The sequence below is a fragment of the Providencia sp. PROV200 genome (assembly GCF_049901995.1).
In the GTDB taxonomy this organism is placed as follows: Bacteria; Pseudomonadota; Gammaproteobacteria; order Enterobacterales; family Enterobacteriaceae; genus Providencia; species Providencia rettgeri_E.
Genome location: NZ_CP096307.1, coordinates 2047663 through 2072605, shown reverse-complemented (window position 1 = coordinate 2072605; position 24943 = coordinate 2047663). Strand labels below are relative to the sequence as shown.

Genomic DNA, 24943 nt, shown 5'->3' with positions numbered 1-24943 from the left:
CCTAAAATAGCTTTCAAGTTAGGAGATGCCATAATGAGGAGCTGATAAAATGGTTCTTACAACAAATAGGTTAGTATTGCGTCCTTGGCAAGAAACAGATGCCGCTGATTTATATTTCTATGCAAAAGATGAAAGAATTGGCCCAATCGCAGGTTGGCCTGCTCACAAAAACGAAGAAGAGAGTCTTTCTATCATCAAGAATATTTTTATGCGTGATGAAATTTACGCTGTAACGTTAAAAAATGAGAACAAAGCTATTGGCTTGATTGGTTTATCATTCAGCCATGAAAGTAATTATTCTATTGGTGAAAATGATGCAGAAGTTAGCTATTGGATAGGTGTACCGTTCTGGGGTAAAGGTATTATTCCAGAATCAATTAACGCCATCATGCACCATGCTTTCACTGATTTGAAATTAGATAATTTGTGGTGCGGTTACTTTCAAGGCAACGAACAATCTAAAATTGCTCAAGAGAAATGTGGTTTCAAATACTATGCAACTCTTGGACCAAAATTTATTGAATTAATTGGTGAAACTAAAACAGAAGATATTAGTAAAATAACGGCTAAAGAGTGGCAAGCTCGACAGTAATATTTGATTCTATCTGTACATATGGCCAGCATTTATCTGTTTGGCCTTTTTCTTATTAATTTATTGTCACAACTCATTTCAAACTACATAAAATTATTCTACCGTGTTCCTATTGATGCTATGATTTTTCAATAATTATAAAATTCATATTTTCTCTCAGATCACAGGTAAACACATGCAGGACTATGGTATTTGGACCGTTATCACTCCCATTGTGACTATAATATTGGCGATATTAACTCGCCAAGTCATGCTTTCATTAATGTTAGGAATACTCGTTGGTTTTACTGTCATTCATGACCACAACGTATTATTAGGTGTTCAAGGTACCGTTGATGGTATTATTGATACATTTTCATCTGCAGGGAATACGCGAACAATTGTCTTTATGGTTATGATCGGTGGGATCATGAGGCTTGTTGTGGTTACCGGTGGTGTTCGTGCGTTAGTTCAGTTACTTACCAATAAGACAAAATTAATTAAAAACCGTAAATCTACCCAGTTGCTTGCCATCATCATTACTTCTCTTATTTTTATTGAAAGCTCAATTAACCAATTAGTCGCCGGCGCCTCAACTAAAAATCTAGCACGGCAATATGGTATTGCCCCTGAAAAAATGTCCTATATTATCCAAACAGCGTGTGTTTCTGTTTGTTCCTCGGCCATCATCAATGGTTGGGGAGCGGTAATCATGGGGTTAATTGGGGTGCAAATATCCCAAGGACTGATTCAAGGCGAGCCTTTTGATATTTTAATTACTTCGATTGGATACAACTTAATGGCATGGCTATCCATTCTAACTATCCTATTCTATGTATTTACTAACGTTTCATGGGGTCCCATGAAAAAAGCGGAAGAAAAGTATCAACAGAATTTTATTGCTGGAAATATATCTCAATTACAAAGCCAAGATAGCGAAGAAGAGATTATTGACCATCCTAATGCTCATTCCTCATTAAACTTTTTTATTCCTATTTTATCGACGGTGTTAATGGTACCTATTGCTCTGTATATTACAGGCGACGGTGACTTTAGCAAAGGAAGTGGATCGACATCCGTATATTGGGGTGTCATGTTTGGTACCGTAGTTTCTTTCTGTTGGTTTATCGGCCGACGTCTATTAAATATTGATGCATTTTTCAAAGAGTTGTTTATCGGTTATGCCAACATGCTAAAAATTAGCTCAATTATGATTTTAGCATTCTTAATGGGTAATGTTTCTGCAGAATTAAATACTGGTGCTTATATTGCTGAAGTTACTCAAGGGGTTATGCCTCCAGGGTTTTCTATTGGCTTTATCTTTATTATTAGCGCTATTATGTCTTTAGCTACAGGTACCTCTTGGGGAACTTTCGCTATAATGATCCCTATCGGCGTCCAATTAGGCCTGTCAGTAGGAATGCCTGTAGAATATATGATAGGTGCAGCAATTTCTGGCTCAATATTTGGTGATATGACCTCTCCAATCTCTGCGGATGCTATTGTTGCTTCAATGGCGACAGACTGCGAACATATTGAACATATCCGAACACAAATGCCTTATGCTCTTGTAACGGCCAGTGTTGTACTTGCTATTTACCTTTATCTTGGTTTCTCTTATTAATTATTGGGAGTTTAGATGTCTCTTCAACAACAATTAGCACAGTTTAAAAAAATAGATTTACTTAACGCATCGACTCCTCTTAATCGATTAAATAATTTATCGCATAAGTTTGGCCGTGAGATCTATATCAAGCGTGATGATATGACCCCTCTTGCTATGGGGGGAAATAAATTACGTAAACTCGAATTTTTAATGGCCGATGCATTAGCCAAAAATGCAAAGATTATTGTTACTGCGGGAGCAATTCAATCAAACCATGTCCGCCAAACTGCGGCTGTTGCTGCCATGTATGGGCTTGAGTGTGTCGCTTTGTTAGAAAACCCAATTCAAAGTGATAACCCTAACTTTCTACATAATGGTAATAAACTATTAACTGACTTATTTGGCACTCGCTGTGTCATGTGTGATGAATTAACCGACCCGCAATCTCAAATGGAAGCACTAATTGAAACACTGTCTCTAAAAGATGCCTACATTGTCCCTGTGGGTGGGTCAAATACATTAGGTGCTTTAGGCTATATTCAGTGCGCTATTGAAATAGCTCAACAGAAACCAGCACATATTGAATTTGACAAAGTGATTGTTGCCTCTGGGAGTGCTGGAACGCATGCAGGCCTTGCCATTGGTTTACAAGAACTATTACCGCAAAGTCAAGTAATTGGCGTAACCGTTTCAAGAAAGCAACAAGACCAGGCCCCTAAAGTTGAAAAATTGCAATCCGAACTGGCTCAATGGTTGTCTCTAGATAAAACCCCAAAGGTACAGCTATGGGATAACTTTTTTGCTCCAATGTATGGAATGCCAAACCAAAAAGGCCTCGCCGCAATCAACTTATTAGCGCAGCAAGAAGGTATTTTATTAGACCCCGTTTATACGGGTAAAGCCATGGCTGGGCTAATTGATTACTTAGAAAACGCTGAAGAAAAAACACCCATTCTATTTATTCATACAGGTGGAGCCCAAGCGTTATTTGCTTACTCAGATATTAGCCAAACAATTAAATAATCATTTTCAGATAAAAGGGTTAGATTGCCCTTTTATCTTCCCCCTAGTACCAAGAATGCTCTACTTTTCCTCTTCTATAACATTTATCAATTGATTGCTATACACTGATAAAGCTCAGGAGAATATGTTTATAAACCAAGTTCCTCTTACATTAAGAAAAGCGACAAAATATAACGCTTTATTGCTCAATAATATCTTGAATATATTATGAGCAAAACACTTTAACTGAATATATTGTCACTATAGGATATTCATGAAAAATACAATTCTTATCACTGGTGCGACAGGTCAGGTTGGTCACTACCTCGTTCAATCATTACAGGAAAAAGGCTATCATGATGTTGTTTTAGCCGTTAGAGACGCCGCTAAATTAAAAAATACATCTTATCGCACTGTGTTAATGGATTATGATAAGCCAGATACTATTGAAACCGCTTTACAAGGTATCGACTCTGTTTTCATGATGACAGGATATACCATTGATATGCTTGTACAAAGCAAGGTTTTTGTTGATATCGCAAAAAAATCAGCCGTGAAATATATCGTGCATTTAGGTGCATGTGGGGACGATGACGCGCAAGTGGCACATTGGGCATGGCACCAACTTATTGAACGCTATATTGAATGGTCAGGAATACAATTTACTCACCTTCGCCCCGAATCTTATATGCAAAACTTATTGGGTTACCAAGGGGATGAGAACTTGCAAAAAGGTGTCTTGCGCTCTTATTTTGGCAATGCGGTACTCAGTTGGGTAGACTGTGCTGATGTTGCTGAACTTGCGGCTTATTGCTTACTTAACCCGCAACAGCACGCAGGCCAAATTTATCGCCTTGGTTATGAAAATAGAAATTACACACAAATAGCTGAGTTATTAACAGAAGAGTTGGGGATCCCTTTCAGCTATCAGGCAGAAAATCCCGATGAATTCTGGCAACATGCCCTTAAAAATAATTTAGAGCTCGCCTATATGAAAAGTATCTATGACCATTATGTAGATTTTACTAATGGAACATTAGACCGCTCAGGAATGGTTTTCGATAATTTTCAAAAATAACAGGCAAAGCACCGACATCACTTAAAGAATTTATTTTGAAGCACCAAGAACAATTTAAATAAACGTAAAATAGGCCTCTACTTGGCCTATTTTTATATTAATTTTTACTCACAGTCAGCATTCCCAAAATGATTAATATTCCGCCAATGAAGATCACCGTGCTGATTTGCTCATCTTCGAAACATCGTGATTAATCAGTGCTATTCAGCAATTGGTAAGTGATTACGTATAAATATTGCTCGTTTGGGTAAATCTCTTTGATAAGCGTTTTCAACGTCTCTAGACTCATGGCTTCTTGCTTAGCATGGTATTCAGAAATGTCATCATAAGAAATTGGCTCTACCGACAATATTTTAATATCAGTATAATATTCACCTGTTTCCAGCGCGTATACCTTCACAATAGTCCCAGGAATATAGTGGCTTTCGCTTTTATCACGGATAGTGATAATTTTTTTACCGGAAACCACCAGTGGAAGTAGACGCTCAAAAAAGGTTATCGTGTCAGGGGCGTTATTCATAATATTTCTCTTATTTCTTATGCAATACCTTTGTTAGGAGCCCCTATTTTCTTATAAACCTAATAAATTGCAATAAAATGGTTCTTTTTGTGCTTCTAATTTTACGAACACTATAGTGATCAATCAGTCTTATATACAATCAAACTATAAAATATTATCTACTACAATAAATTGAGTACACATAATGAATAACAATGAAAATTTATTCTATCAACAAGAGCACTATTTTTGGTCTGCAATATGTGCGAATGCGGTGAAAATCAGCAACCAAACTAGCGCTTATTTTTCTGAGCTACCATTACCTATATTTAATTATATTTATCTCCACCAAGGCGCCCTCATTTCAGATTACGAAAAGGCCGAAGCGTTATTCAAACAGCAAGCTAAACCTTATGTATTGGTTGTTCATGACCAGGTGCTTTCAGTATTTGAGACGGAAATAGCAACACGCGGATTAGTCGCAGATGGTGAATCAACCGCGATGATTTTGCCGCAAGAGGTTTTATCACAATACAATTCACCACCACAGCTTAGTTCTGGTTTTCAGGTAGTGTTGAGCAATAATCAACTTAAAGATTGGGCTCAGCCTTTAATTACGGCATTCCCTGTCGATTCTGATACAGATGATTCAACGGTTACCGACGAGTATATTCGGTACCATCAAAGAGCCCTTGATAAGCAAACTAATATGGTGCACTTAGTCTTATTTGCAGATCAGCAACCAGTTTCAACCTTAACTATGACATTTAATAATCAAACAGCTCGACTTGATGATATTGGCACTGATATTCAATACCAAGGTAAAGGGCTCGCGACTTTACTTATTAAACATGCGCTATCCCTTTGCCATCAGCAAGGGATTAAACAGTGTGTATTAGAGTCATCCAGTGATGGTTTGTCTATTTATAAAAAGCTGGGTTTTGAACCTATATTTAATTACTACAGCTATATTGCAGAGTGATTTTATTGAACGCATCTTAATAACCAAGATACATAATTGTACAGGGTGATATCATAGTTGGGAGTCACCCACTAATATATCCACTTTATTTTGTCACCATTTGGTACCAATCTTGAATATCCGCCACAATGTGTTCAGTATGTAACTGCCCATCTTTATCTTTAAAAAAATGGTCTAAATCTTGATATGCTCGGTAGCTGACATGGGGATTACGGATTTGTTTCATCATATTATCTGTACCATGAGCATCCACGTTGGTATCCGTCATCGTTTGTATCACCAAATGTGGTGTTTTAACTGACTGGATAAGTTCTAAATTGTCAATGGTGAGCATCTCATACCACCATCTTGAGCCATGGCCGCTGACAAATTGGTCGTTATTTAATTGTTTTTGTTTTACTGCCTCTGCAAATTGTTTAAAACCTTCTTTTGAGTTTGCAACCTCTTCTTTAGGTGTATTATTTTCAATACTGTACAATACGTCATTGATAAAATATTGACCACCAACATTCAATGCAACGGATGCGGTAATAAAGTTTTCTTGAGCAACAATTAAATTAGTCACCAACGCACCTTCACTTCCGCCTAATAGCACGATGTGTTGGTAATCATTTTTCAATTGTTTTAATACCACGATATAATTATTGGCGCGTTCTAATGGCGAGTCTTTCGACATATAGTCAACAGGACATTCTTCTTCCGAAGCTTCTTCATCTTTAGTCCCCACATAATTGTTTAGCCCTGTTTTTTCAACTAATAAAATATCATTATCAGGGAATACAGCACCGAAATTTTTCAACATATTGGGATTATTAATAACACTTTTACAATCAGAACCCTGTAATAAAACTAATAAATCCTTTGATTTTTCTGCTTGCTTTTGGATTAAGTAATAGTTTATTTCTTTGCCCGCTAGGTGAAGAGTTTGCATATTCACAGGTAAATCCTGAGCAAATACACTTAACGAATAAGTTGAAAATAACAGAGCAGCAATTTTAAATTTCATCATACACTCATTATGTTTTACAAGAGCCTTTCGACGACATTATATTACGTTTTTTATAATAAATAATTACCTGTTATTCCCTCCCCCTCCATCATTGTGCATATAAATGATTCTATCGAACAAACATTGGTTCAACATATCATTTCGACACCACAAATGGAGCTACGAACGGTAGGTTCAGGTAAAATACTCTGTGCTGAAGATTATATTAGTGAAAAGCCCGAGCATTGTGCGATGGCTATCGCACAAAATGCCCTTACAACGATTAAAAATTCATTTATAGGTAGTCATACGTTAAATTTTGAAAACGCTTTCATAGGAATGCGACCTATGCCTAAAGATGAAATGCCAATTGTCGGAAAAGTTGCTGATTTCGAAGGTTTATATATTATCAGTATGCACGCTGCGATCACGCTAGCGCCTTTGATATGCCAATTGGCTCAAGATGAAATCTTGCATGGAATAGAACAAGCTGCCCTTGGCCCATATCGATTAACTCGTTTTGCATCAGGTAACTGACAAATGAATATTCCGTTGTACTATTTAAGACATTACCAATCCATTGAAAAAACGTTTTGGACATCTATTTGTGAACATAGTATCCAGATTGCACAACACACAATTTGCTATTTAACGCCCCTTAATTCGCCGGCGTTTAACTTCATTTATTTGCAGCCTGACTCGACCAGTCACGCCTTTATGCAGGCTCACAACCTGTTTGTTTCACAAAAGAAAAATCATACCTTAGTGATCCCCGAAGAGATGCTCCCGCAGGTGGTTAATGAAGCCGAATCTTTAGGGTATAAACGTGACAGCGTCACCACCGCGATGGCATTAACCTTAGCGAAGCAAAATGAAGTTGAACTGCCTGATAACCAAGTCGATATCGTCTTAGCGAATCACGATTTGTCATTATGGGCAAAACCGCTGGTTTCTGCATTTTATCTGTCTGAAGAACACGACCAGGTTATTCAGGAATATGTGCGTTATCATGAAGATGCACTACAGCAAGGCGCTCCTCAGTTTCACCTTGTGTTACTCGTCAATGGCGAGCCTGCGACCTCAATGACTGTGACGATTGAAGGAACGTTAGCCCGTTTTGATGATATTGGGACTGAGCCAAGCCACCAAGGTAATGGTTACGCTTCACAACTCATTGATTACGCACTTGCATTTTGCCGCCAGCAAGGCGTAGAGCACTGCTTCCTAGATGCATCTGAAGCAGGTTTTGACCTATATAAAAAATTTGGCTTTGAGCCACTGTTTCGCTACATCAATTATGTTTGGTGCAAGTAATTTACAGCGATTCCGTTACTTGTAGATGCATCTAATCTGGAACTATTGCTCAGGCAATGGTTCCACTTTCAGTCATTCCAAATCAACCCTAATAACAAAATCCGTCTGATGTTTACATATGAAAATTAATATTATTGGCACGAGTGGCAGCGGTAAAAGTACCCTTTGCCAGCAACTTTCTTTGTTATTAAATGTCCCTTCTATTGAGTTAGATAGCTTATATTGGCTAGCAAATTGGCAAGGTTCTTCGGATGATGAGCTTAACCAGAAACTCACCTCTGCATTAAATAAAGCGGGATCTGGCTGGGTCCTTGATGGCAACTATACACGGACTCAACCTATTAAATGGAAAGAGGTTGATATGGTGGTCTGGTTGGATTACTCCTTGCCTCGAACCCTTTATCAGTCAATTACGCGCACATTATCACGCATTCATTCTGGACAGGAGTTATGGGAACATACAGGCAATAAAGAATGTTGGAAAAATGCTTTTTTCAGCCGTGATTCGATAATTTTGTGGCTGCTAAAAACTTACTATCCAAATAAGAAAAGAAACTTAGGTCATATGGCTAATATCAACTTACGCCATATTCAGTTTGTTCGGCTCACTTCTCCAAAAGAAACAAATTTATTTTTGCAACAGATGAAAGCTCAAGTTTCAGGGTAAAGAAACATCTCGGTAGTCATAAAGACCACCGAGACAGTATTTTACTCAGCGATTAAAGCTCATCACATGCTGTTTTTAACATCGCAGTTTGTTGGAATTTTTCAATTCCTAACTCAATCAATCGGCTGATTAATTGCGGGTATGTCATACCACCTTGCTGCCACAATTTTGGATACATACTGATATTTGTAAAGCCAGGCAATGTGTTGATTTCATTGATGACTACATCATTGTTTTCCGTTAAGAAAACATCTACACGGGACATGCCACTGCAATTTAGTGCACGGTACGCAGATAAGGCAATCTCACGTATTTTATCACTTACTGCATCATCTAATTGCGCAGGAGCCACGACAGAAGCGCCATTTTCATCAATATATTTAGTGTGGTACGCATAGAAACTGTCGTGTAATACGATTTCACCACAAGGGCTGGCAAGCGGTTCTTCATTACCCAATACGGCGCACTCAATTTCACGCCCTTTTACTGCGCTTTCAATAAGGACTTTCATATCAAATAAGAAGGCAAAATCCAATGCCGCGTTAAATTCCGATTCAGTGCTGACTTTACTGATCCCAACGGACGAGCCTTGGTTCGCCGGTTTAATAAATAGCGGTAAGCCTAATTGCGCCACGGTTGCTTCATATTCAGTTGTTGCACGTTCATTTTTGAGCACTGTTATAAATGGAGCAATATTTAAGCCTGCGTCTCTAAGTAGTCTTTTGGTAACGTCTTTATCCATGCAGGCAGAGGAGCCTAAAACACCTGGGCCTACAAATGGCAAATTCGCCATGCGCAATAACCCTTGCAGCGAGCCGTCTTCGCCTAAGTTACCGTGAACAATAGGAAAAATAACATCGATTTGTGGCAATGGCTTGGCATCTTCTAACGAAATAAATTGCTCGCTCGTTTTACCTGGAACAAGTGCGATGGCTCGCTTAGGCGTATTTAACGCAATACGAGAGGGATCATCACCATGCAATAAATAATCAGATTCGTTATATTCATGCCATTGCCCTTCTTTATTAATCCCCAAAAGGCATACATCAAATTTATTGCGATCTAACCCATTGATAATATTTTTAGCGGACTGTAGTGAAACTTCATGTTCTGTTGATCGACCACCAAAAATAACACCGACTCGTATTTTGCTCATTATTTGCTCCGACATAAAACACCAAACCTAGCCGAGAAATATAGCATGCAAAGAAAAGGTTATGGCATAAATTATTTATTTTTCATTAAGACTCGCTGGCTTTATAACCAAACCTTCTTTTTTTGATAGCTAATTATCTTTTATCTATCAGAGTTTCAATACTGATATTCACCTGTTCAATTAGCCACTGCGTAAAAATAGCCGCTGCACTACCTTGCTCAACAGGTTTCGATGACAATAAATAGTACGCTGAATTATCTTCAATAAAACCATATGGCGCGGCTAATTGTTTCGATTGTATTTCGTCGGCAACCATCAAAAATGACGCGAGAGCCGCCCCTTGCCCAGCTAAGGCCGCTTGAATACACAAGTAAAAATGCTCATATGTAATCGTTTTACTATTTTTAAGATCTATTTCTTTTATACTTTGCCAAGTTTCCCATGCATTAGGCCTAGAGGTGGTTGATAGCAGTGCTATATGATTAACGTTTTTCTTAAAATCAAGTTCAGGCCGAACCACAACGCCCATTCGTTCTGCACACACTTTTACCGCGAAAAGATTGTCATTCCATTTAAAATCATTACGCCTCAATGCTAAATCAACATTCGTTTTTGTGAAATCAATGACACCACCAGCCGCGACTAAATGTACCGTAATATGAGGATATTGCTGATAAAAATGCGTAAGTCGAGGTATTAACCATTTCATTGCAATGGTTGGCTCACAAGATAAGCTAACAACATCCGGAAATGCGCTGTTTTTTATCTTTTCAACCCCTTCTTTGAGTTGCTCAAATATCGCACTAGTGGTTTGTAACAATATCTGGCCGTTCGCTGTTAAAAAAACAGCACGGTTCCTTCGTTCGAATAACTCAACACCAAGGTATTCTTCTAATAAACGAATTTGTCGGCTAATTGCGCTGTGAGTCACATTCAGCTCATGTGCCGCTTGCACAAAACTGCCTGCTTTTGCCGCAGTATCAAAAAAACGTAATGACGTTAATGGTGGTAGTTTCATATATATATAGGTAACGAAAACTGACAGATTTTTGTCAGGATAAATCGCTTTTTAGTTTTATTCAATCTATTGATAATAAAAACAATAAATAAACAAACATTTTCAAAAAAAACACATTTTTGGTCTGTTTTTATTACCTTTTAGGAAATTAATATGAATGAAATTATTGCAGTAGCGACTATAACCATTTTAGCTGTCATTAGTCCGGGACCGGACTTTGCTATGGTAACTCGTAATAGTTATACCTATGGAATTAAAATAGGCTTACTGTGTGCGCTAGGTATCGCCATAGGTGTGCAAGTTCATGTGTTTTATACCGTTTTCGGCATCACTTTAGTCATTTTGAGTTCACCAACATTATTCTTAATCGTTAAACTTATTGGTGTATTTTATTTGGTGTACATCGGGTTTAAATCATTGACCAATAAAGTCAAAATATCCTCAGACAAAACCGCCTCACAACCATTATCTGCCTTAAATGCGTTTAAAAATGGTTTTTTAACGAATGCATTAAATCCAAAAACCATGTTCTTTGTCGTTTCTGTGTATAGCCAAGTGATCAGTACACAGAACTCAATTTGGTTAAATTTGAGTTATGGCCTATTTATTTCGTTCGCTCATTGGCTTTGGTTTAGTCTAATTGCTATTTTCTTTGCAACACCAGTAGTACGTAACAAAATTCTTAACTACCAATTTATTATGGATAGAACAATTGGCGCGCTACTCATTCTATTGGGATTATCTTTATTATTTTTTAATGTAAATTAATCTTATATTCACATAAATTATCGCTATTTACCCTGCGACCGATAGTATTCATTAACCACTTTCGCCAGCTCAATGACATCTTCAGGAATATTGAGTTTGGCGAGTTTCTCAAATGGTACCCATTCAAATGGAGCAAAAGGCAGTTGTGATGAGGGTAATAGCTCACATAAGTAAATCATATCAATATGCCAATGATTTCCTCTCTTTTTATCTGCAATAAATTCTTTCAAAATAGCAATGGGTAACGGTAGTACTTGTGTATGAGATGAATCATGCACTTGTGAGGCAAATGGAAAACCGCAACTAATCACTTGGCACTCTAGCCCTGTTTCCTCAAGAACTTCTCGAAAAACCGCATGTTGTGGTTCTTCATTCTCTTCAATGTGGCCACCTGGGGGTAACCAAAAACCAAGTTGTTGATGTTCGTGTAATAAAAACTCACCATGCTCATTACGGATCATTGCTGTTGCTGTAAAATGTTTAATTTCCCCACTCATTCCATCACATTCCTTTTTTCATTTTACTTCTAATACAGAAGCTACATAGTCACTTTCTATATAACCATTAAAGATTAAAGGGTTAGCGTATTATCTTGTTACTTTAAATGTTATCGCTACATTAGCTATTTATACTCGCCAAGCATATAAGCACTATACCGTCAAATGGACTGGGAGGACACAGAGCAGAGATAGGTGAATGTTAAGGGAGTAACCGTCATAAAACGTTAGAGGTAAAAAAATAGCCAACCATGGGCCAGCTATTTCTAATAAAACCATTATGCGGTTAGTGCAAGTTTTGCTCCAAACATCAAGAATACGGCACCAATACAGCTATTAGAGAACTTAGACAGTTTTTTATTATGTTTGACCATATTCGTTACGGCAATCGCGCCAAAAATCAATAGTGATAAATAAATCATGCTACAGACTTCTAAAATGACGCCAAGGATAAAAAATGGCACGCCTGCACTTGGGTAAGCTGGGTCAATAAATTGGATAAAAAATGAAACATAAAAAATGATCATCTTAGGATTTAGTAAACTTAAAAAAACAGCTTTTTTATAGATACCCTTGGTTTCTAAGATAATTGAATCAACATCACCTGTATTTTCTTTCTTATATAATACGCTATACAGGGTTTTCATCCCTAAATAAAATAAATAAGCTGCCCCTGCGTATTTTATAACACTAAAAAAGATAGGTGATGTTTTTACTAAAGATGCAACGCCTAAAAATGAGAGAAAAATGAGGATAGCATCTCCTGTAAAGACACCTAATGCGGCTTTATAACCATTTTTCACACCATATTTTGCACTGCTAGTTAAAACAAATAAAGAATTAGGGCCTGGTACCAGTGTAATAAAAATAACACCGATAAGATAAGTCCATAAATTTGTAATACCGAGATTTTCAAGCATAGGAAACCCGCTAACTCAATAAAAGTTATAACAAAAAATTCACATTGTTTCTTTATGGTTATTATGATACAGGCTTTATATGACTTGTAAAAGATATCACTACCTGATAATTACATTACAAGATATAAAACCAATTAAATGCAAAATACTAGATGAACACCATTGAACTGGAGGGTTAAATCGAAACAATAATCCAATATAACCATCTTAATCAGAAGCTAGCTATAAACAGCTAGTTAAATAGCAATAAACACCAAAATTCAAAGTTTAGGTGGCATTTAATGCCACGGAGCAAATAAAAATAGCAGTAGTGATTTGATTAAGGTTTCGCGTTATAACATAAAAGTCGGTGCTATTTAGAAGTAAAATCGGATAAAGCCTGTATGAAACTAAAATATCCCACCACTAATTTTAAAATCAATCAAATTATATAAGTGCTCATAACTACAATAAGGTTAGCTTAAATGGCGTCACAACAAAGTAATCAATGGCAAAAAGCGATGATGGCAGGCGCGGTTCATACCGCTCCTCTCAATCTCGCTGTTATTCCTTGGGGAGTTTTAGCGGGTTCAATGGCAGTTGAAACTGGTCTCGATTTCTGGCAAAGCGTAGCGATGTCTGCAATGGTATTTGCAGGCGCAGCACAGTTAGTCACTCTTGGGTTGCTTAACTCGGGTGCTGGCTATATCACAATTGTTATTTCTGTTTTTTTTATTACTTCCCAGCACTTACTCTATGGGCTGACTTTGCGCCCCCAAGTTAAAGACTTTACAACGCCTCAGCGCCTTAGCATCGGCTTTTTGCTGACTGACGAACTATTTGCGATTAGCGCTGCTAAACGCCAGGGTTTAAGTTTTCCCTATCTCTTTGGTGCTGGGTTTAGTTTTTATCTTGTTTGGTTAATTACTAGCCTTTGTGGTATTGCCATGGCCAATATTGTGGGCGATTTGAGCCGCTTACATCTCGACTTTTCTGTGGTTGCAACTTTGCTCGCGATCGTCGTTCCATTAACCAGAAAAATTAGTACGCTTTGTGGCGTTATCTTTTCGCTCGTTGTCGCTATCGTACTTTCAATGTACTCCTTTAGCAGTGCTATTGTTATCGCAGGTGTGGGTGGGATGTTTGTATCAGTGACTGTTTCACGTATATTGAAGGAAGAAAAATGATTTGGCTTTTAATTATTACCTTAACAGCGGTTGTTTTTACTCTACGTTATATTTTTCTAATACCACAGTTGCCAATACGCCTCCCACTTGTAGTTCGTCAAGCGTTAGGGTACTCAGCACCTTGCTTATTAACCGCAATTTGTGCCCCTGTTATCTTATTGGAAAACCATGAGCTACGTTCCTTCCCAGATAATCCTTATTTATGGGGGGCGTTATTCTGTGTCGTTGTTGCCTTAGTATTGAAAAATATGCTGTTAACTGTCGGTCTTACCTTAGTATTTTTCTATTCCCTTATTTATTTCATCGGTTAACTTATTATTCAGGATAAAGCATCGTTTAGCACTTTGCTTTATCTTGGTTAATCCCTCATAATATGCCCCTCTCAAAATACATTCCTTTTCAATTTCACCCTGTCATTGATTGTCATAGTGAATACTTTATTGGCCTTACTCAATAAATAGCCAATTAACTTTTATAGATAATGGATAATACAATACCATGCTTAATAATTATGTTTTACGCAGCGTTCGCTATATGTTGGACTTAAGCGACGCCCAAATGGTTAAAATCGTAAAACTTGCAGATTTGGATGTTACAAAAGAAGAAATGGTGGCTTGGTTAAAAAAAGATAATGAGCCTGAATATGTTGAATGTAACGATAATGTCATGGGGCATTTTCTAAACGGTTTAATTTATCACCGTCGTGGAAAAGATGAAAACCATCCCGCACCTGAAGTTGATAGCCGCCTTAATAACAATATTATGCTCAAAAAATTACGCGTGGCTTTTGAATTAAAAGATACAGATATGATTGAAATTTATCAGCTTGTTGACTTTCGTGTATCTAAGCCTGAACTTAACGCTGTATTTCGCAAACCAGGTCATAAAAACTACCGCGAATGTGGAGACCAATTGCTGCGTTACTTCCTAAAAGGCCTGACAATTCGCCTACGTGGTAATAAGTAACCGTATCCTGCTCGTTTTTTATTCGTTTATTTTACATCCCCCTGACATTTGTCTATAATAAAAATGACAAATGTCAGGAGGTTCAAATGAGAAACTATATCCCCACAACGCCAATTCAACCCGCAGCTTCTGCTTTTAAGCCACTATGGCGCCATGTCGGGTTACCCGCTGAAAGGGGTATTGAATTGACCCACTATTTACGTCAAGGCCTATCTGTCTCTGTCTTAGACAATATCCAAGAGTGGTCAGGGGTGAGCAAAACAGAACTATTGCGGATATCTGGCATCAATGAACGCAATATTGCTCGTCGTAAAAATGCTGGCCAGCCCCTAAATGTAGATGAAAGTGAACGAATTGCACGTCTAGTACGGGTATTTGATGCCGCAGTGCGTTTATTTAATGGTGATAAACACGCAGCAAGTGATTGGCTCAATCATCCAGTGAAAGGCTTGGGTCACTTACGCCCTATTGAGCTTATCGCGACAGAAAGCGGTGCTATTGAAGTAATTGATTTAATTGGCCGCATTGAACATGGTGTATTTTCATGATTTTATATCGATTGGTGAAATCCAGTTTTGTTCACGATGCATGGTCGGGGCAAGGAGCTATGTTGTACGGTGGCCGGTGGAATCATAAAGGGACTCCTGCTGTTTATACATCGACGAGTATTTCATTAGCAACCCTTGAAATACTCGTTCACATCAATCAAGACATACTATTAAACCAGTTCAGTTTACTATCCATAGATATCAATGATAAGTACGTTATGAAGTTGTCGTTAGACCACCTTCCAACGGATTGGCAGCAAGACCCAGCGCCAACCTCTACTATGGATATTGGCACTACATGGCTTAATAACCAAGATAGCTTGGTATTGTTAATTCCCTCTTGTATTATTCCCTATGAATACAACGCAATACTCAACCCATTGCATCCGCAATTTCAAAAAGCCATACAGACGGTTAAACCACTGGATTTTAACGTTGACCCACGCTTAGCATAACTAAATGTTTGCTAACAAATATTGTAAAAAAGCATCTATCTTCGGTGATAATGCACTACGGCTCGCATAAACCGCGCGCAGTTCTATTGGGGCTGGTGATACCTCATCGAATTCTATTCGCACTAATTTATTTTGTGTAATCTGTTCGGCACACCCTTCTAATGCCAGGATGGCATAACCAACACCGTGCATTGCAGCAGCGTGAGCTAGAATGCCACTATTTACGCGATAGTTACTGTTAACTATCACTTTTTGCTGTAATCCCTCTGAATCAATAAATATCCATGGTTGTCCCTGCAATGCACTCAAGCTTGAAATACATGGCATATTAGCTAAGTCCGTATATGAATGCGGTTTTCCTACTTGTTCAATTAATTGGGGAGCGGCAACTACAACACTTTGCCATGATTTGATTAAACGTGAGTGATAGCTACTGTCCTCAAGGTGACCACGGTGAAATGTGAGTAATAAATCAATATCATCACTAATAACATCTTGAGGCATTAATTGTGTATCACAGTGAATATTTAATTGTGGGTGTAGTAATGCAAACTTCGCTAATAAATCCGCGAATAGTAGGCTACCAAATTCACTGGGGATAGTTAGCCGTAGCGTTCCGGTAAGTTGTTGTGGATGACAAATTTGCACCACAACCTGTTCTAATTCACTGACTAGCTTTTGACTTTGCTCAAATAAAATGTTTCCCGTCTCGGTCAACCGCATTTGCCGGGTCGTTCGTTCAATTAACTGACTATTAAGTTGTTGCTCCAGCTGTTTAATATAACGACTCACATTCGATGTCGGCATTGAAAGTAACTTTGCTGCATTGGCAAAACTCCCTTGTGTCGCAACAGCAATAAACACTTTCAATAAATTCAGGTCAACAGCCATATTTAACCCCTACAATTTTCTATTAACCTGAACTAATAGCATTAGCAGTAACCAAAATCCATTATTTTTTGATACCGTTCCGCCAACAATACTTCCATGTCTAATTGAGTTAGTTCATTCAAATCAGTCAGTAACTGTTGTTTTAATTGTTGTGCAGCTAATTGATAGTCGCGGTGCGCTCCCCCCAAGGGCTCAGAAATAATAGTATCGATAATACCAAGTTCTTTTAACCGTGGCGCAGTCATGCCCATTGCTTCCGCTGCAATTTGTGCCTTTTGGGGATCTTTCCACAAAATAGAAGCGCAACCTTCCGGGGATATCGCTGCATAAGTACTGTATTCCAACATATTAATACGATCGCCAACACCAATGCCTAACGCACCACCAGAACAACCTTCACCTGTAATAACACAAATAATGGGCGTTTTTAAGCGCGACATTTCGATAATATTGCGTGCAATGGCTTCTGCTTGTCCGCGCTCTTCAGCGCCAACACCGGGGTAAGCCCCAGCAGAATCAATAAATACCAAAACAGGTAAATGGAAACGTTCTGCCATTTTCATTAAACGGAGTGCTTTACGGTAGCCTTCTGGCGACGGCATACCAAAATTACGCATAACTTTCTCTTTTGTTGTACGCCCTTTTTGTTGCCCCAGCACCATAACAGACCTACCATCCAAACGAGCAAGCCCTCCCACCAGCGCCTTATCATCAGCAAAAGCACGGTCACCGGCTAATTCTTGAAATTCAGTAAATATTAATGAAATATAATCAAGAGGATAAGGCCTTAGTGGATGTCTCGCTAACTGGACAATTTCCCATGCCCCAAGAGATGCAAATATCGTTTTCGTCAGCGAATGACTCTTTTTTTTCAAGAGCAAGATCTCTTCTTCTAACTTTATTTCTGAAGGATGCCCTTTTTGTTTGAAAGCAATAAGTGCCTCAATTTTGTCATTGAGTTCAACGATGGGTTTCTCAAATGCAAGAAAATGGTTAGTCATAACTTTCCTAAAATGGTGACGGTAATCTTAGGAGTTTAATCAGAGAATCAATCCCATTCTATGCTTAAAAATAGGATTGATTATTATCAATAGTGGGATAATATTTAACGCTGACTTTTCTTTAGTGAGTTTAATTTTAAGCTGTTTTCCATAATTTTTTTAAAATTAGGGCATAAAAAGTGATTTTCTTCAGGGCAGTTCGCAATATGCAAAATACCCTTTTTTAAGGCTAATAACCCCTGTATGGTTTGCTCAATCTCTTCAGCTTTTTCAAGTAAGCTCGCACGTTCAATATTAGGGCCATCCTTATGATTGAGCATGATAGCAATTTCGTCGAGTGTAAATTTAGCTTCTTGCCCTAATGCAATTAAAGATAAGCGGGTGATAACATCTTTCCCTTGATAAACCCGTTTTAACCCCTTGCGCCCAATCGGTTTAATCAACCCTTTTTCTTCATAATAACGTAAGGTTGATGCCGCTAGACCTGATAATTGGCTAACTTGAGAAATATCCAGTTCATCATGCATGAAATTATAACCCGCTCTAACATTCACAACTTAAGCTAATTGTTGCCGTAATAATACCGTGATTGCGCCATTCATAAAAATTTCACGGTCAACTACGTAACCCAACTTTTCAGCCACCCGTAAAGAGGCTAAGTTCCTCGGCTCAATAAAACAAATAGATTGCCGGAACTTATTTTCTTTTACTAGCCAAGACAATGCGGCCTTCATTGCTTCTGTTGCGTAACCTTTTCCTTGAAATTCAGGTGCAATGACCCAACCCGCTTCTGGAATACCTTTAACTTGGGGTTCAACCATGCGATGGAAATCAGCAAACCCTAAATCACCAATATACTGGCCACTTGCTTTTTCACGGACAGCCCAATAACCAAATCCTAATAACGGCCATAAACCACCATAAGCTAGCATGCGCATCCATGATTCGCGGTCGCTAGATGGCATACCACCAATGTAGCGAACCATCGACTCAGTTGCCCATAATTTCGCAAGTGCAGGAAAATCACTCACTTGGTGTTTATTTAATATCAATCTTTCTGTTTCAAGCACAGGTATTACAGCCATTGATTGCATCTCCTTGCTATCTAAATGGGGGTTCATCAAATGTTCTCAATTTCCTTGAGTGTAATTTATCCCCTTCTTGCCTTAATAAATCAATAGCACGAATACCTATTTGCAAGTGTTCTGAGATTGCACCTTCATAAAAACTGTTGGCTTGACCGGGTAATTTAATCTCGCCATGCAATGGTTTATCAGAAACACATAACAGCGTGCCATAGGGAACCCTGAAACGATAACCCTGAGCTGCAATTGTGGCACTTTCCATATCCACTGCGACCGCGCGGCTTAAGTTAAAACGGCGAGCTGTTGCAAAAAAACGTAATTCCCAATTTCGGTCGTCGGTTGTAACAACGGTTCCTGTTCTGAGACGTTGTTTTACCAATTCCCCAGGCATATTACTAACTTGTTTTGTTGCGTCATATAAGGCGCGTTGGACTTCCGCTATACTTGGAATAGGAATATCTGGCGGTAATACATCATCAAGAATATGGTCATCACGCAAATAGGCATGGGCCAAAACATAATCGCCAATTTTTTGGCTTTCTCTTAACCCGCCACAATGGCCAATCATCAACCAAGCATGTGGTCGTAAAACCGCTAAGTGATCACAAATATTCTTTGCATTTGAAGGCCCAACACCAATATTCACTAAAGTAATTCCTGCACCATCTCTCGCGATTAGATGATATGCAGGCATTTGAAATTTTTTCCAGGTTAAATCAGAAGTGGCAATTTGTGGGTCTGCATTCTCATCAGTTAAATAATTATGTCCTACACAAGATAATGCAATATAACGACTTTCAGGATCACGGACTTGTTCACATGCCCAATTCACAAATTCATCAACATAGCGATTATAATTGGTGAATAAAATGTACGGTTGGACATGTTCAGGAGGGGTTCCTGTATAGTGTTTCAAACGCGCTAATGAAAAATCCACACGCAATGCATCAAAATGAGACAGCGGCATTGCATCCGTAGCAGAGTACAAACCATCTGTAATATCATCGCTGATATGAGATAAATCGGTTATCGGAAAATGTGCAGCTAAATGACTGCTTATACTCCTATCCAACACTAAGTCTGAACCATCAATGACAAAAGGATAAGGAATTTCAATTTTTGAAGGGCGAACAGCAAAAGTGACATCATAATCTTGCTGCAAAATAGACAGTTGCTCAACTAAATAAGCACGAAATAGCTCTGGCTGAGTCACTGTAATGGTGTAATTACCGCGTTTAACAAAGCGTGCATAAGCACGTGTTTTTTCACAGTGATCGACTTTCCCTTCCCATGTAACACACAGCTCAGGGTAAGCAAATAACCCATTATCCCTTTCAGTAATATCTGGTATGCGGCCTTCTTCTACATAAATAGCGATAGCATCTCTTAATGAATCAATTGCATTGCTATATAACAACGAAAGTTTATCTAAAACATCGTCAATAGATAAGTTTTCATATTTCTGGCATTTTTCCAAAGACACACACAACTCCTTATCATCAGATAAAATCATCTCCGATAACATAGAGTATCAATGTGATAGTTGCAAAATATATTGCGATTAATGTACTTATATCTTCAGCAATGCATTTATTATCATGATCAATGCACTACAAAGGATAGAACAATTGGTAATGTAAACACCGCTGCCACGGTTTGTAATGTAATTATACCTGCCATTAGTTGGCTATCTCCATTTAACTGACGCGTTAAAATATAGGCTGTTGGCGCCGTAGGGATAGCAAAAAATAGTACTAATAGGACGGTTTCAAGATTTGGCAACGAAAATAGCCCCGCCACTGTTACCGCTAAAATAGGCATAAGAAATAAACGTAACAATGTCGATGCCATAATAGGTTTAAATTCATTTCTTAGCGTTGCTGTTTGTAATGCGGCCCCAATACATATTAACCCCAGTGGCAAGCTGGCGGCTGCGAGTAATTTTAAAAATTGGTCAGAGCCAAATGGCAATCCGATAGGTGATATATTTAATAACACACCAACGACACAGGAAATGATTAATGGATTTTTTATGATCGGTAATAAAATTTGCTTAACTGAAACCTTTTGCCCCGAAGATAACGAAAGTACCGCAATGACATTACAGCTTGGCACCAAAACAGCCATAATTACCGCAGCAATAGCGATCCCTTCTTTGCCAAATAAATCAGCAACAGTAGCCAACCCTAAATAAGTATTAAACCGCGTAATTCCTTGGATATACGCACCAAACCTCGGGATAGGTATTTTGAATAAATATTTACAACCTAGAGTTAGTGCAGAGCTAATCGCTAAAACACAAAGGATAGCACTCGCTAGATAGGGTAACTTAGGATTATCCAAAGGCGCGGTGGCTAAACTGTTAATTAACAGTGCGGGAAACAAAATAAAGTAGTTTAATTTTTCCGCACTCGGCCAAAAATCAGTCGTCAATATTGTTGAGCGTCGTAATACAAACCCCATTGCAATGAGAGCAAATAATGGCCACAAAACTAATAGAATCTTATCCATGAGAGCGTAATCTGTTTTTATTCGAGTATTGAGTGAGTTTGCTAATTAGTCTATCGTTAAATTTTTGTAACTGATAGGTAAAAAAAGCGCTATTCCTATATTTTACTTTTATCAATTTATTTTCGATTTAATCAACTTTCACTTATTTATCTTTAAATAAATACTTTTCCACCCATAAAAAATTAAACCCTAAAATTATCCACTTTCTTATATAAAAAATCATTTGCCTATAACAGAAATATTATGTATTTTTATTCACTATAAATGCATAATTAAAGAGGTTGGTATGTTTAAAAAACTCGTTTTTGCTGGCTGTATGTCATTGGCAGCCTTCGCCGGGAATGTTTACGCAAAAGAAAGCTATACCGTTGGTGCTGGTGGGACTTACCGTCCATTCGAATATGAAAATAGCCAAAAACAGCTTGAAGGCTTTGATATTGATATTATTAAAGCGGTTGCAGAAGCAGAAGGTTTTGACGTTAAACTTGTCAATACACCTTGGGAAGGGATCTTTGCAACCTTGTCGTCTGGTGATAGAGACATTTTAATTTCAGGGATCACGATTACAGATAAACGCAAAAATATGGTTGATTTTTCTAACCCTTATTTTCCTGCTGAACAAGCGATCGTCATCAGCGAAACCTCTGATGTAAAAGACTTAAATAGTTTAAAAAACCTGAATGTGGGTGTCGTAAACTCCAGCACTGGTGATATCGTTGTTTCTGACGTAATCGGCAAAAATAGCACTGCAATTAAACGTTTCGACAATACCCCGCTTTTATTACAAGAACTGTTTGAAGATGGCATTGATGCAGCTGTTGGTGATGTCGGTGTCATTAAATACTACATAAAAACTCACCCTGAGAAAAAATTTAAACTGATCTACGATAACCATTTCGAAAAACAATATTTTGGTATTGCTGTCGCAAAAGGAAATAGTGAATTACAGCAAAAAATTAATAATGGTTTAAATAAGATCATCGCAGATGGTACGTACAATAAAATTTACCAAAAATGGTTTGATGAAAACGTTCCTCAATTACCAAAACAATAATTTAATCTAACTTAAGGCCATCCTTGGATGGCTTTTTCACGTTATAAATCAGGGTGAACATTAAGATGTCTGCGTTTCGTTGGGAAATAATTGAAGAATACGCTCCATTATTTGCTGAAGGCGCAATGATGACGATAAAAGCGACCATCATCTGCGTTATTTTAGGCTCACTATGGGGGTTAACCCTCGGCTTAGGAAGAACGGCCAAAGCTGAACAAGGAATTTGGAAACCTATTTTGCATTATTTTGTGCAGTGGCCGGTTCGTTTCTATGTCAGTGCCTTTCGTGGTACCCCGCTATTCGTTCAAATAATGGTTGTTCACTTTGCCTTAGTGCCATTATTCATTAACCCTCGTGATGGGTTATTTGTTACATCTGGGATAATGTCCGTTGACACCGCTAAAATGCTTCGTTCCGATTACGGCGCATTTCTATCTTGTGTCATTGCAATTACTTTAAACTCAGGGGCTTATGTCTCTGAAATTTTCCGTGCGGGTATTCAATCTATTGATAAAGGACAAATGGAGGCTTCTCGTGCTCTTGGCATGAGTTGGGCAAAAACAATGCGGAAGGTTATTCTTCCGCAAGCTTTCCGTCGCATTCTTCCCCCACTGGGAAATAATGCCATCGCGATTGTCAAAGATTCCTCCCTCGCTTCCGCTATCGGCTTGGCAGATCTCGCTTATGCAGCGAGAACCGTGTCCGGGGCTTATGCAACATATTGGGAACCCTACTTAACGATATCTGTGATTTATTGGATGCTGACATTTATACTTGCTCAGTTGGTGCAATATATGGAAAGAAGGTTGGGCAGAAGTGATTTACGTTAATAATTTACAAAAGAAATTTGGCGATGCCCATGTACTTAGAGGCATTTCTTGCGAAGTTAAACCTCAAGAAGTGATTTGTGTCATTGGCCCTTCTGGTTCAGGAAAAAGCACCTTTCTACGCTGTTTAAATGCACTAGAACGTCCAGATGGCGGTGAGATTAAAGTCAATGGCTTTGACGTTCATGATCCTAAAACTGATTTAAATAAGATGAGGGAAAATGTGGGGATGGTGTTTCAGCGTTTTAACCTATTCCCTCACATGACTGTGTTAGAAAACTTGATGATGGCCCCTACCTTAGTGAAAGGGATAAAAAAAGAAGTGGCGCTTAAGCAAGCTGAGCAACTCCTGATCAAAGTAGGACTGTTAGATAAAATTGATGCATGGCCAGCCAGTTTATCTGGAGGGCAGCAGCAACGAGTTGCGATTGCCCGAGCGTTAGCTATGCAGCCATCCATCTTGTTATTTGATGAGCCGACATCTGCACTTGACCCCGAATTAGTTGGTGAAGTACTTTCCGTGATGAAAACTCTTGCGAATGAAGGTATGACGATGGTCATCGTCACCCATGAAATGGGATTTGCGCGTGAAGTTGCTGATCGAGTCATGTTCATTGACCAAGGTATCATTCAAGAAGAAGGCACACCAGAACAACTCTTTACTGCACCTAAAAACCCACGAACTGCGGAATTTTTAAGTAAAGTACTTTAGTTTTATTACCTGCTTAGCATGCTAAGCAGGTTTTTCTGATATCCAAATCTTTTTATTATCGATATGCTAAGAATATTATTACTTAATAAAGTTTAATTTATGGATATCACAAGCCTCTGCAAACAATATCGCTCAGGGAAAAAATTTAAATATGTTTTCTTCTGGGGCCACCAAACCAAACAAAATCAAATAACAAAAAGCTGTTTCAGCCAATGGTACCCTTCCCCATTTATTGTCAATAACCACCGCTTTGCCAGTGCAGAACATTTTATGATGGCCGAGAAAGCACGCTTATTTGGCGATTTTGAAACGCTGGATAAAATTATTTATGCACCAAATCCTGGAGCGGCTAAAGCATTTGGCCGTGAAGTTCGTGGGTTTAAGCAATATGTTTGGGATGAAAACCGTTTTGCTATTGTCGTTGCGGCTAATATGGCAAAATTTTCTCAGAATAAAGAATTGGGACAATTTTTACTCTCCACAAATGAGCGTGTACTCGTTGAAGCTAGCCCTGTCGATAAAATATGGGGAATAGGCCTCGCTGAGGATGCGGAAAATATTGAAAACCCATTAACATGGAAAGGGTTAAATCTGCTCGGTTTCGCATTAATGGACGTTAGAAGTCAGCTAGCCAATTTAACACGCTAATTTTTGCTTATTT

At 38.3% G+C, this 24943-nt stretch carries 30 protein-coding genes; 18 read left to right on the top strand and 12 right to left on the bottom strand.

Features of this window, described 5'->3' with window-relative positions; all coding sequences use genetic code 11:
* Positions 1–49 precede the first annotated feature (49 nt).
* The 4 genes from M1E86_RS09540 (at position 50) to M1E86_RS09525 (ending at position 4257) form a co-directional block, all read left to right on the top strand.
* Positions 50–592, top strand: coding sequence for a GNAT family N-acetyltransferase (locus M1E86_RS09540; RefSeq protein WP_213912732.1), 543 nt, complete (start codon positions 50–52; stop codon positions 590–592).
* Between the two features lie 175 nt (positions 593–767).
* Entirely contained in the window at positions 768–2195 is a 1428-nt protein-coding gene (locus M1E86_RS09535) for a Na+/H+ antiporter NhaC family protein (protein WP_213912733.1), read from the top strand.
* 15 nt (positions 2196–2210) lie between these two features.
* A complete protein-coding gene (locus M1E86_RS09530; RefSeq protein WP_213912734.1) occupies positions 2211–3200 on the top strand; it encodes a D-cysteine desulfhydrase in 990 nt (329 codons plus the stop codon).
* A 253-nt stretch (positions 3201–3453) separates the two neighbouring features.
* Positions 3454–4257, top strand: a complete 804-nt coding sequence (locus M1E86_RS09525; protein ID WP_213912735.1) for an NmrA family NAD(P)-binding protein — start codon at positions 3454–3456, stop codon at positions 4255–4257.
* Positions 4258–4447: 190 nt separating this feature from the next.
* On the opposite strand, the gene yqfB is transcribed toward M1E86_RS09525, so the two are convergent.
* Positions 4448–4777: a N(4)-acetylcytidine aminohydrolase gene (gene yqfB, locus M1E86_RS09520; RefSeq protein ID WP_213912736.1), complete on the bottom strand. Its 330-nt coding sequence runs from the start codon at positions 4775–4777 to the stop codon at positions 4448–4450.
* 184 nt (positions 4778–4961) lie between these two features.
* Between yqfB and M1E86_RS09515 the strand changes: the two genes are divergently transcribed.
* The gene (locus tag M1E86_RS09515) at positions 4962–5738 is read left to right on the top strand and encodes a GNAT family N-acetyltransferase (RefSeq protein WP_213912737.1); all 777 of its coding nucleotides are present in this window, start codon (positions 4962–4964) and stop codon (positions 5736–5738) included.
* Between the two features lie 85 nt (positions 5739–5823).
* On the opposite strand, the gene M1E86_RS09510 is transcribed toward M1E86_RS09515, so the two are convergent.
* Positions 5824–6744 carry an alpha/beta hydrolase family protein gene (locus M1E86_RS09510; RefSeq protein ID WP_213912738.1) on the bottom strand — a complete coding sequence of 307 codons (921 nt, stop codon included), beginning with the start codon at positions 6742–6744 and terminating at the stop codon, positions 5824–5826.
* Between the two features lie 126 nt (positions 6745–6870).
* Between M1E86_RS09510 and M1E86_RS09505 the strand changes: the two genes are divergently transcribed.
* The 3 genes from M1E86_RS09505 to M1E86_RS09495 all read left to right on the top strand — a co-directional run bounded on the left by M1E86_RS09505 (position 6871) and on the right by M1E86_RS09495 (position 8707).
* Entirely contained in the window at positions 6871–7263 is a 393-nt protein-coding gene (locus M1E86_RS09505) for a hypothetical protein (RefSeq protein WP_319862241.1), read from the top strand.
* Between the two features lie 3 nt (positions 7264–7266).
* Entirely contained in the window at positions 7267–8040 is a 774-nt protein-coding gene (locus M1E86_RS09500; protein ID WP_125894699.1) for a GNAT family N-acetyltransferase, read from the top strand.
* 118 nt (positions 8041–8158) lie between these two features.
* Positions 8159–8707 carry an adenylate kinase gene (locus M1E86_RS09495; RefSeq protein ID WP_213912739.1) on the top strand — a complete coding sequence of 183 codons (549 nt, stop codon included), beginning with the start codon at positions 8159–8161 and terminating at the stop codon, positions 8705–8707.
* 52 nt (positions 8708–8759) lie between these two features.
* Here M1E86_RS09495 and ddlA read toward each other — a convergent pair whose 3' ends face one another.
* Together ddlA and M1E86_RS09485 are read right to left on the bottom strand one after the other, a co-directional pair.
* A complete protein-coding gene (gene ddlA, locus M1E86_RS09490; RefSeq protein WP_102140335.1) occupies positions 8760–9863 on the bottom strand; it encodes a D-alanine--D-alanine ligase in 1104 nt (367 codons plus the stop codon).
* A 133-nt stretch (positions 9864–9996) separates the two neighbouring features.
* Entirely contained in the window at positions 9997–10881 is an 885-nt protein-coding gene (locus M1E86_RS09485; RefSeq protein WP_248466533.1) for a LysR substrate-binding domain-containing protein, read from the bottom strand.
* 153 nt (positions 10882–11034) lie between these two features.
* Here M1E86_RS09485 and M1E86_RS09480 point away from each other — a divergent pair, with 153 nt between their 5' ends.
* The gene (locus M1E86_RS09480) at positions 11035–11649 is read left to right on the top strand and encodes a LysE family translocator (protein WP_213912741.1); all 615 of its coding nucleotides are present in this window, start codon (positions 11035–11037) and stop codon (positions 11647–11649) included.
* Positions 11650–11672: 23 nt separating this feature from the next.
* Here the strand turns inward: M1E86_RS09480 and M1E86_RS09475 are convergent, their stop codons facing one another.
* Together M1E86_RS09475 and leuE are read right to left on the bottom strand one after the other, a co-directional pair.
* Complete coding sequence (locus M1E86_RS09475; protein WP_213912742.1) at positions 11673–12146, bottom strand: NUDIX hydrolase; 474 nt, start codon at positions 12144–12146, stop codon at positions 11673–11675.
* A gap of 278 nt (positions 12147–12424) precedes the next feature.
* Positions 12425–13066 (bottom strand): leucine efflux protein LeuE, encoded by a 642-nt coding sequence (gene leuE / locus M1E86_RS09470; protein ID WP_213912743.1) that lies wholly within the window; start codon positions 13064–13066, stop codon positions 12425–12427.
* A 464-nt stretch (positions 13067–13530) separates the two neighbouring features.
* Between leuE and M1E86_RS09465 the strand changes: the two genes are divergently transcribed.
* The 5 genes from M1E86_RS09465 to M1E86_RS09445 all read left to right on the top strand — a co-directional run bounded on the left by M1E86_RS09465 (position 13531) and on the right by M1E86_RS09445 (position 16201).
* On the top strand, positions 13531–14232 hold the full coding sequence (locus M1E86_RS09465; RefSeq protein ID WP_213912744.1) for an AzlC family ABC transporter permease: 702 nt from the start codon (positions 13531–13533) through the stop codon (positions 14230–14232).
* Positions 14229–14543, top strand: coding sequence for an AzlD domain-containing protein (locus M1E86_RS09460; protein ID WP_125894496.1), 315 nt, complete (start codon positions 14229–14231; stop codon positions 14541–14543). Before M1E86_RS09465 ends, M1E86_RS09460 begins: the two co-directional genes overlap by 4 nt.
* A gap of 187 nt (positions 14544–14730) precedes the next feature.
* Positions 14731–15198: a DUF1456 family protein gene (locus M1E86_RS09455; RefSeq protein ID WP_125894493.1), complete on the top strand. Its 468-nt coding sequence runs from the start codon at positions 14731–14733 to the stop codon at positions 15196–15198.
* A gap of 86 nt (positions 15199–15284) precedes the next feature.
* On the top strand, positions 15285–15746 hold the full coding sequence (gene parS / locus M1E86_RS09450) for a type II RES/Xre toxin-antitoxin system antitoxin (RefSeq protein ID WP_213912745.1): 462 nt from the start codon (positions 15285–15287) through the stop codon (positions 15744–15746).
* The gene (locus tag M1E86_RS09445) at positions 15743–16201 is read left to right on the top strand and encodes an RES family NAD+ phosphorylase (protein ID WP_213912746.1); all 459 of its coding nucleotides are present in this window, start codon (positions 15743–15745) and stop codon (positions 16199–16201) included. The genes parS and M1E86_RS09445 overlap by 4 nt, the downstream gene beginning before the upstream one ends.
* Here the strand turns inward: M1E86_RS09445 and M1E86_RS09440 are convergent, their stop codons facing one another.
* The 6 genes from M1E86_RS09440 to M1E86_RS09415 form a co-directional block, all read right to left on the bottom strand.
* The gene (locus M1E86_RS09440; protein WP_213912747.1) at positions 16202–17092 is read right to left on the bottom strand and encodes a LysR family transcriptional regulator; all 891 of its coding nucleotides are present in this window, start codon (positions 17090–17092) and stop codon (positions 16202–16204) included. It abuts the gene before it with no gap.
* 41 nt (positions 17093–17133) lie between these two features.
* Positions 17134–18093, bottom strand: a complete 960-nt coding sequence (gene accA / locus M1E86_RS09435) for an acetyl-CoA carboxylase carboxyl transferase subunit alpha (protein ID WP_213912748.1) — start codon at positions 18091–18093, stop codon at positions 17134–17136.
* A 104-nt stretch (positions 18094–18197) separates the two neighbouring features.
* Positions 18198–18620 (bottom strand): helix-turn-helix domain-containing protein, encoded by a 423-nt coding sequence (locus M1E86_RS09430; protein WP_213912749.1) that lies wholly within the window; start codon positions 18618–18620, stop codon positions 18198–18200.
* Between the two features lie 30 nt (positions 18621–18650).
* The gene (locus tag M1E86_RS09425; protein WP_213912750.1) at positions 18651–19214 is read right to left on the bottom strand and encodes a GNAT family N-acetyltransferase; all 564 of its coding nucleotides are present in this window, start codon (positions 19212–19214) and stop codon (positions 18651–18653) included.
* Entirely contained in the window at positions 19195–20655 is a 1461-nt protein-coding gene (locus M1E86_RS09420; RefSeq protein WP_413776207.1) for an AMP nucleosidase, read from the bottom strand. The genes M1E86_RS09425 and M1E86_RS09420 overlap by 20 nt, the downstream gene beginning before the upstream one ends.
* A 125-nt stretch (positions 20656–20780) precedes the next feature.
* Positions 20781–21689: an AEC family transporter gene (locus tag M1E86_RS09415; RefSeq protein ID WP_213912752.1), complete on the bottom strand. Its 909-nt coding sequence runs from the start codon at positions 21687–21689 to the stop codon at positions 20781–20783.
* A 286-nt stretch (positions 21690–21975) separates the two neighbouring features.
* On the opposite strand from M1E86_RS09415, the gene M1E86_RS09410 reads away from it, so the two are divergent.
* The 4 genes from M1E86_RS09410 (at position 21976) to M1E86_RS09395 (ending at position 24930) form a co-directional block, all read left to right on the top strand.
* Complete coding sequence (locus M1E86_RS09410; RefSeq protein ID WP_125894476.1) at positions 21976–22743, top strand: basic amino acid ABC transporter substrate-binding protein; 768 nt, start codon at positions 21976–21978, stop codon at positions 22741–22743.
* A gap of 65 nt (positions 22744–22808) precedes the next feature.
* A complete protein-coding gene (locus tag M1E86_RS09405; protein ID WP_102140354.1) occupies positions 22809–23573 on the top strand; it encodes an amino acid ABC transporter permease in 765 nt (254 codons plus the stop codon).
* A complete protein-coding gene (locus M1E86_RS09400) occupies positions 23560–24282 on the top strand; it encodes an amino acid ABC transporter ATP-binding protein (RefSeq protein WP_102140355.1) in 723 nt (240 codons plus the stop codon). Before M1E86_RS09405 ends, M1E86_RS09400 begins: the two co-directional genes overlap by 14 nt.
* A gap of 99 nt (positions 24283–24381) precedes the next feature.
* Complete coding sequence (locus tag M1E86_RS09395; RefSeq protein WP_213912753.1) at positions 24382–24930, top strand: NADAR family protein; 549 nt, start codon at positions 24382–24384, stop codon at positions 24928–24930.
* The last annotated feature ends 13 nt before the right edge of the window (positions 24931–24943 follow it).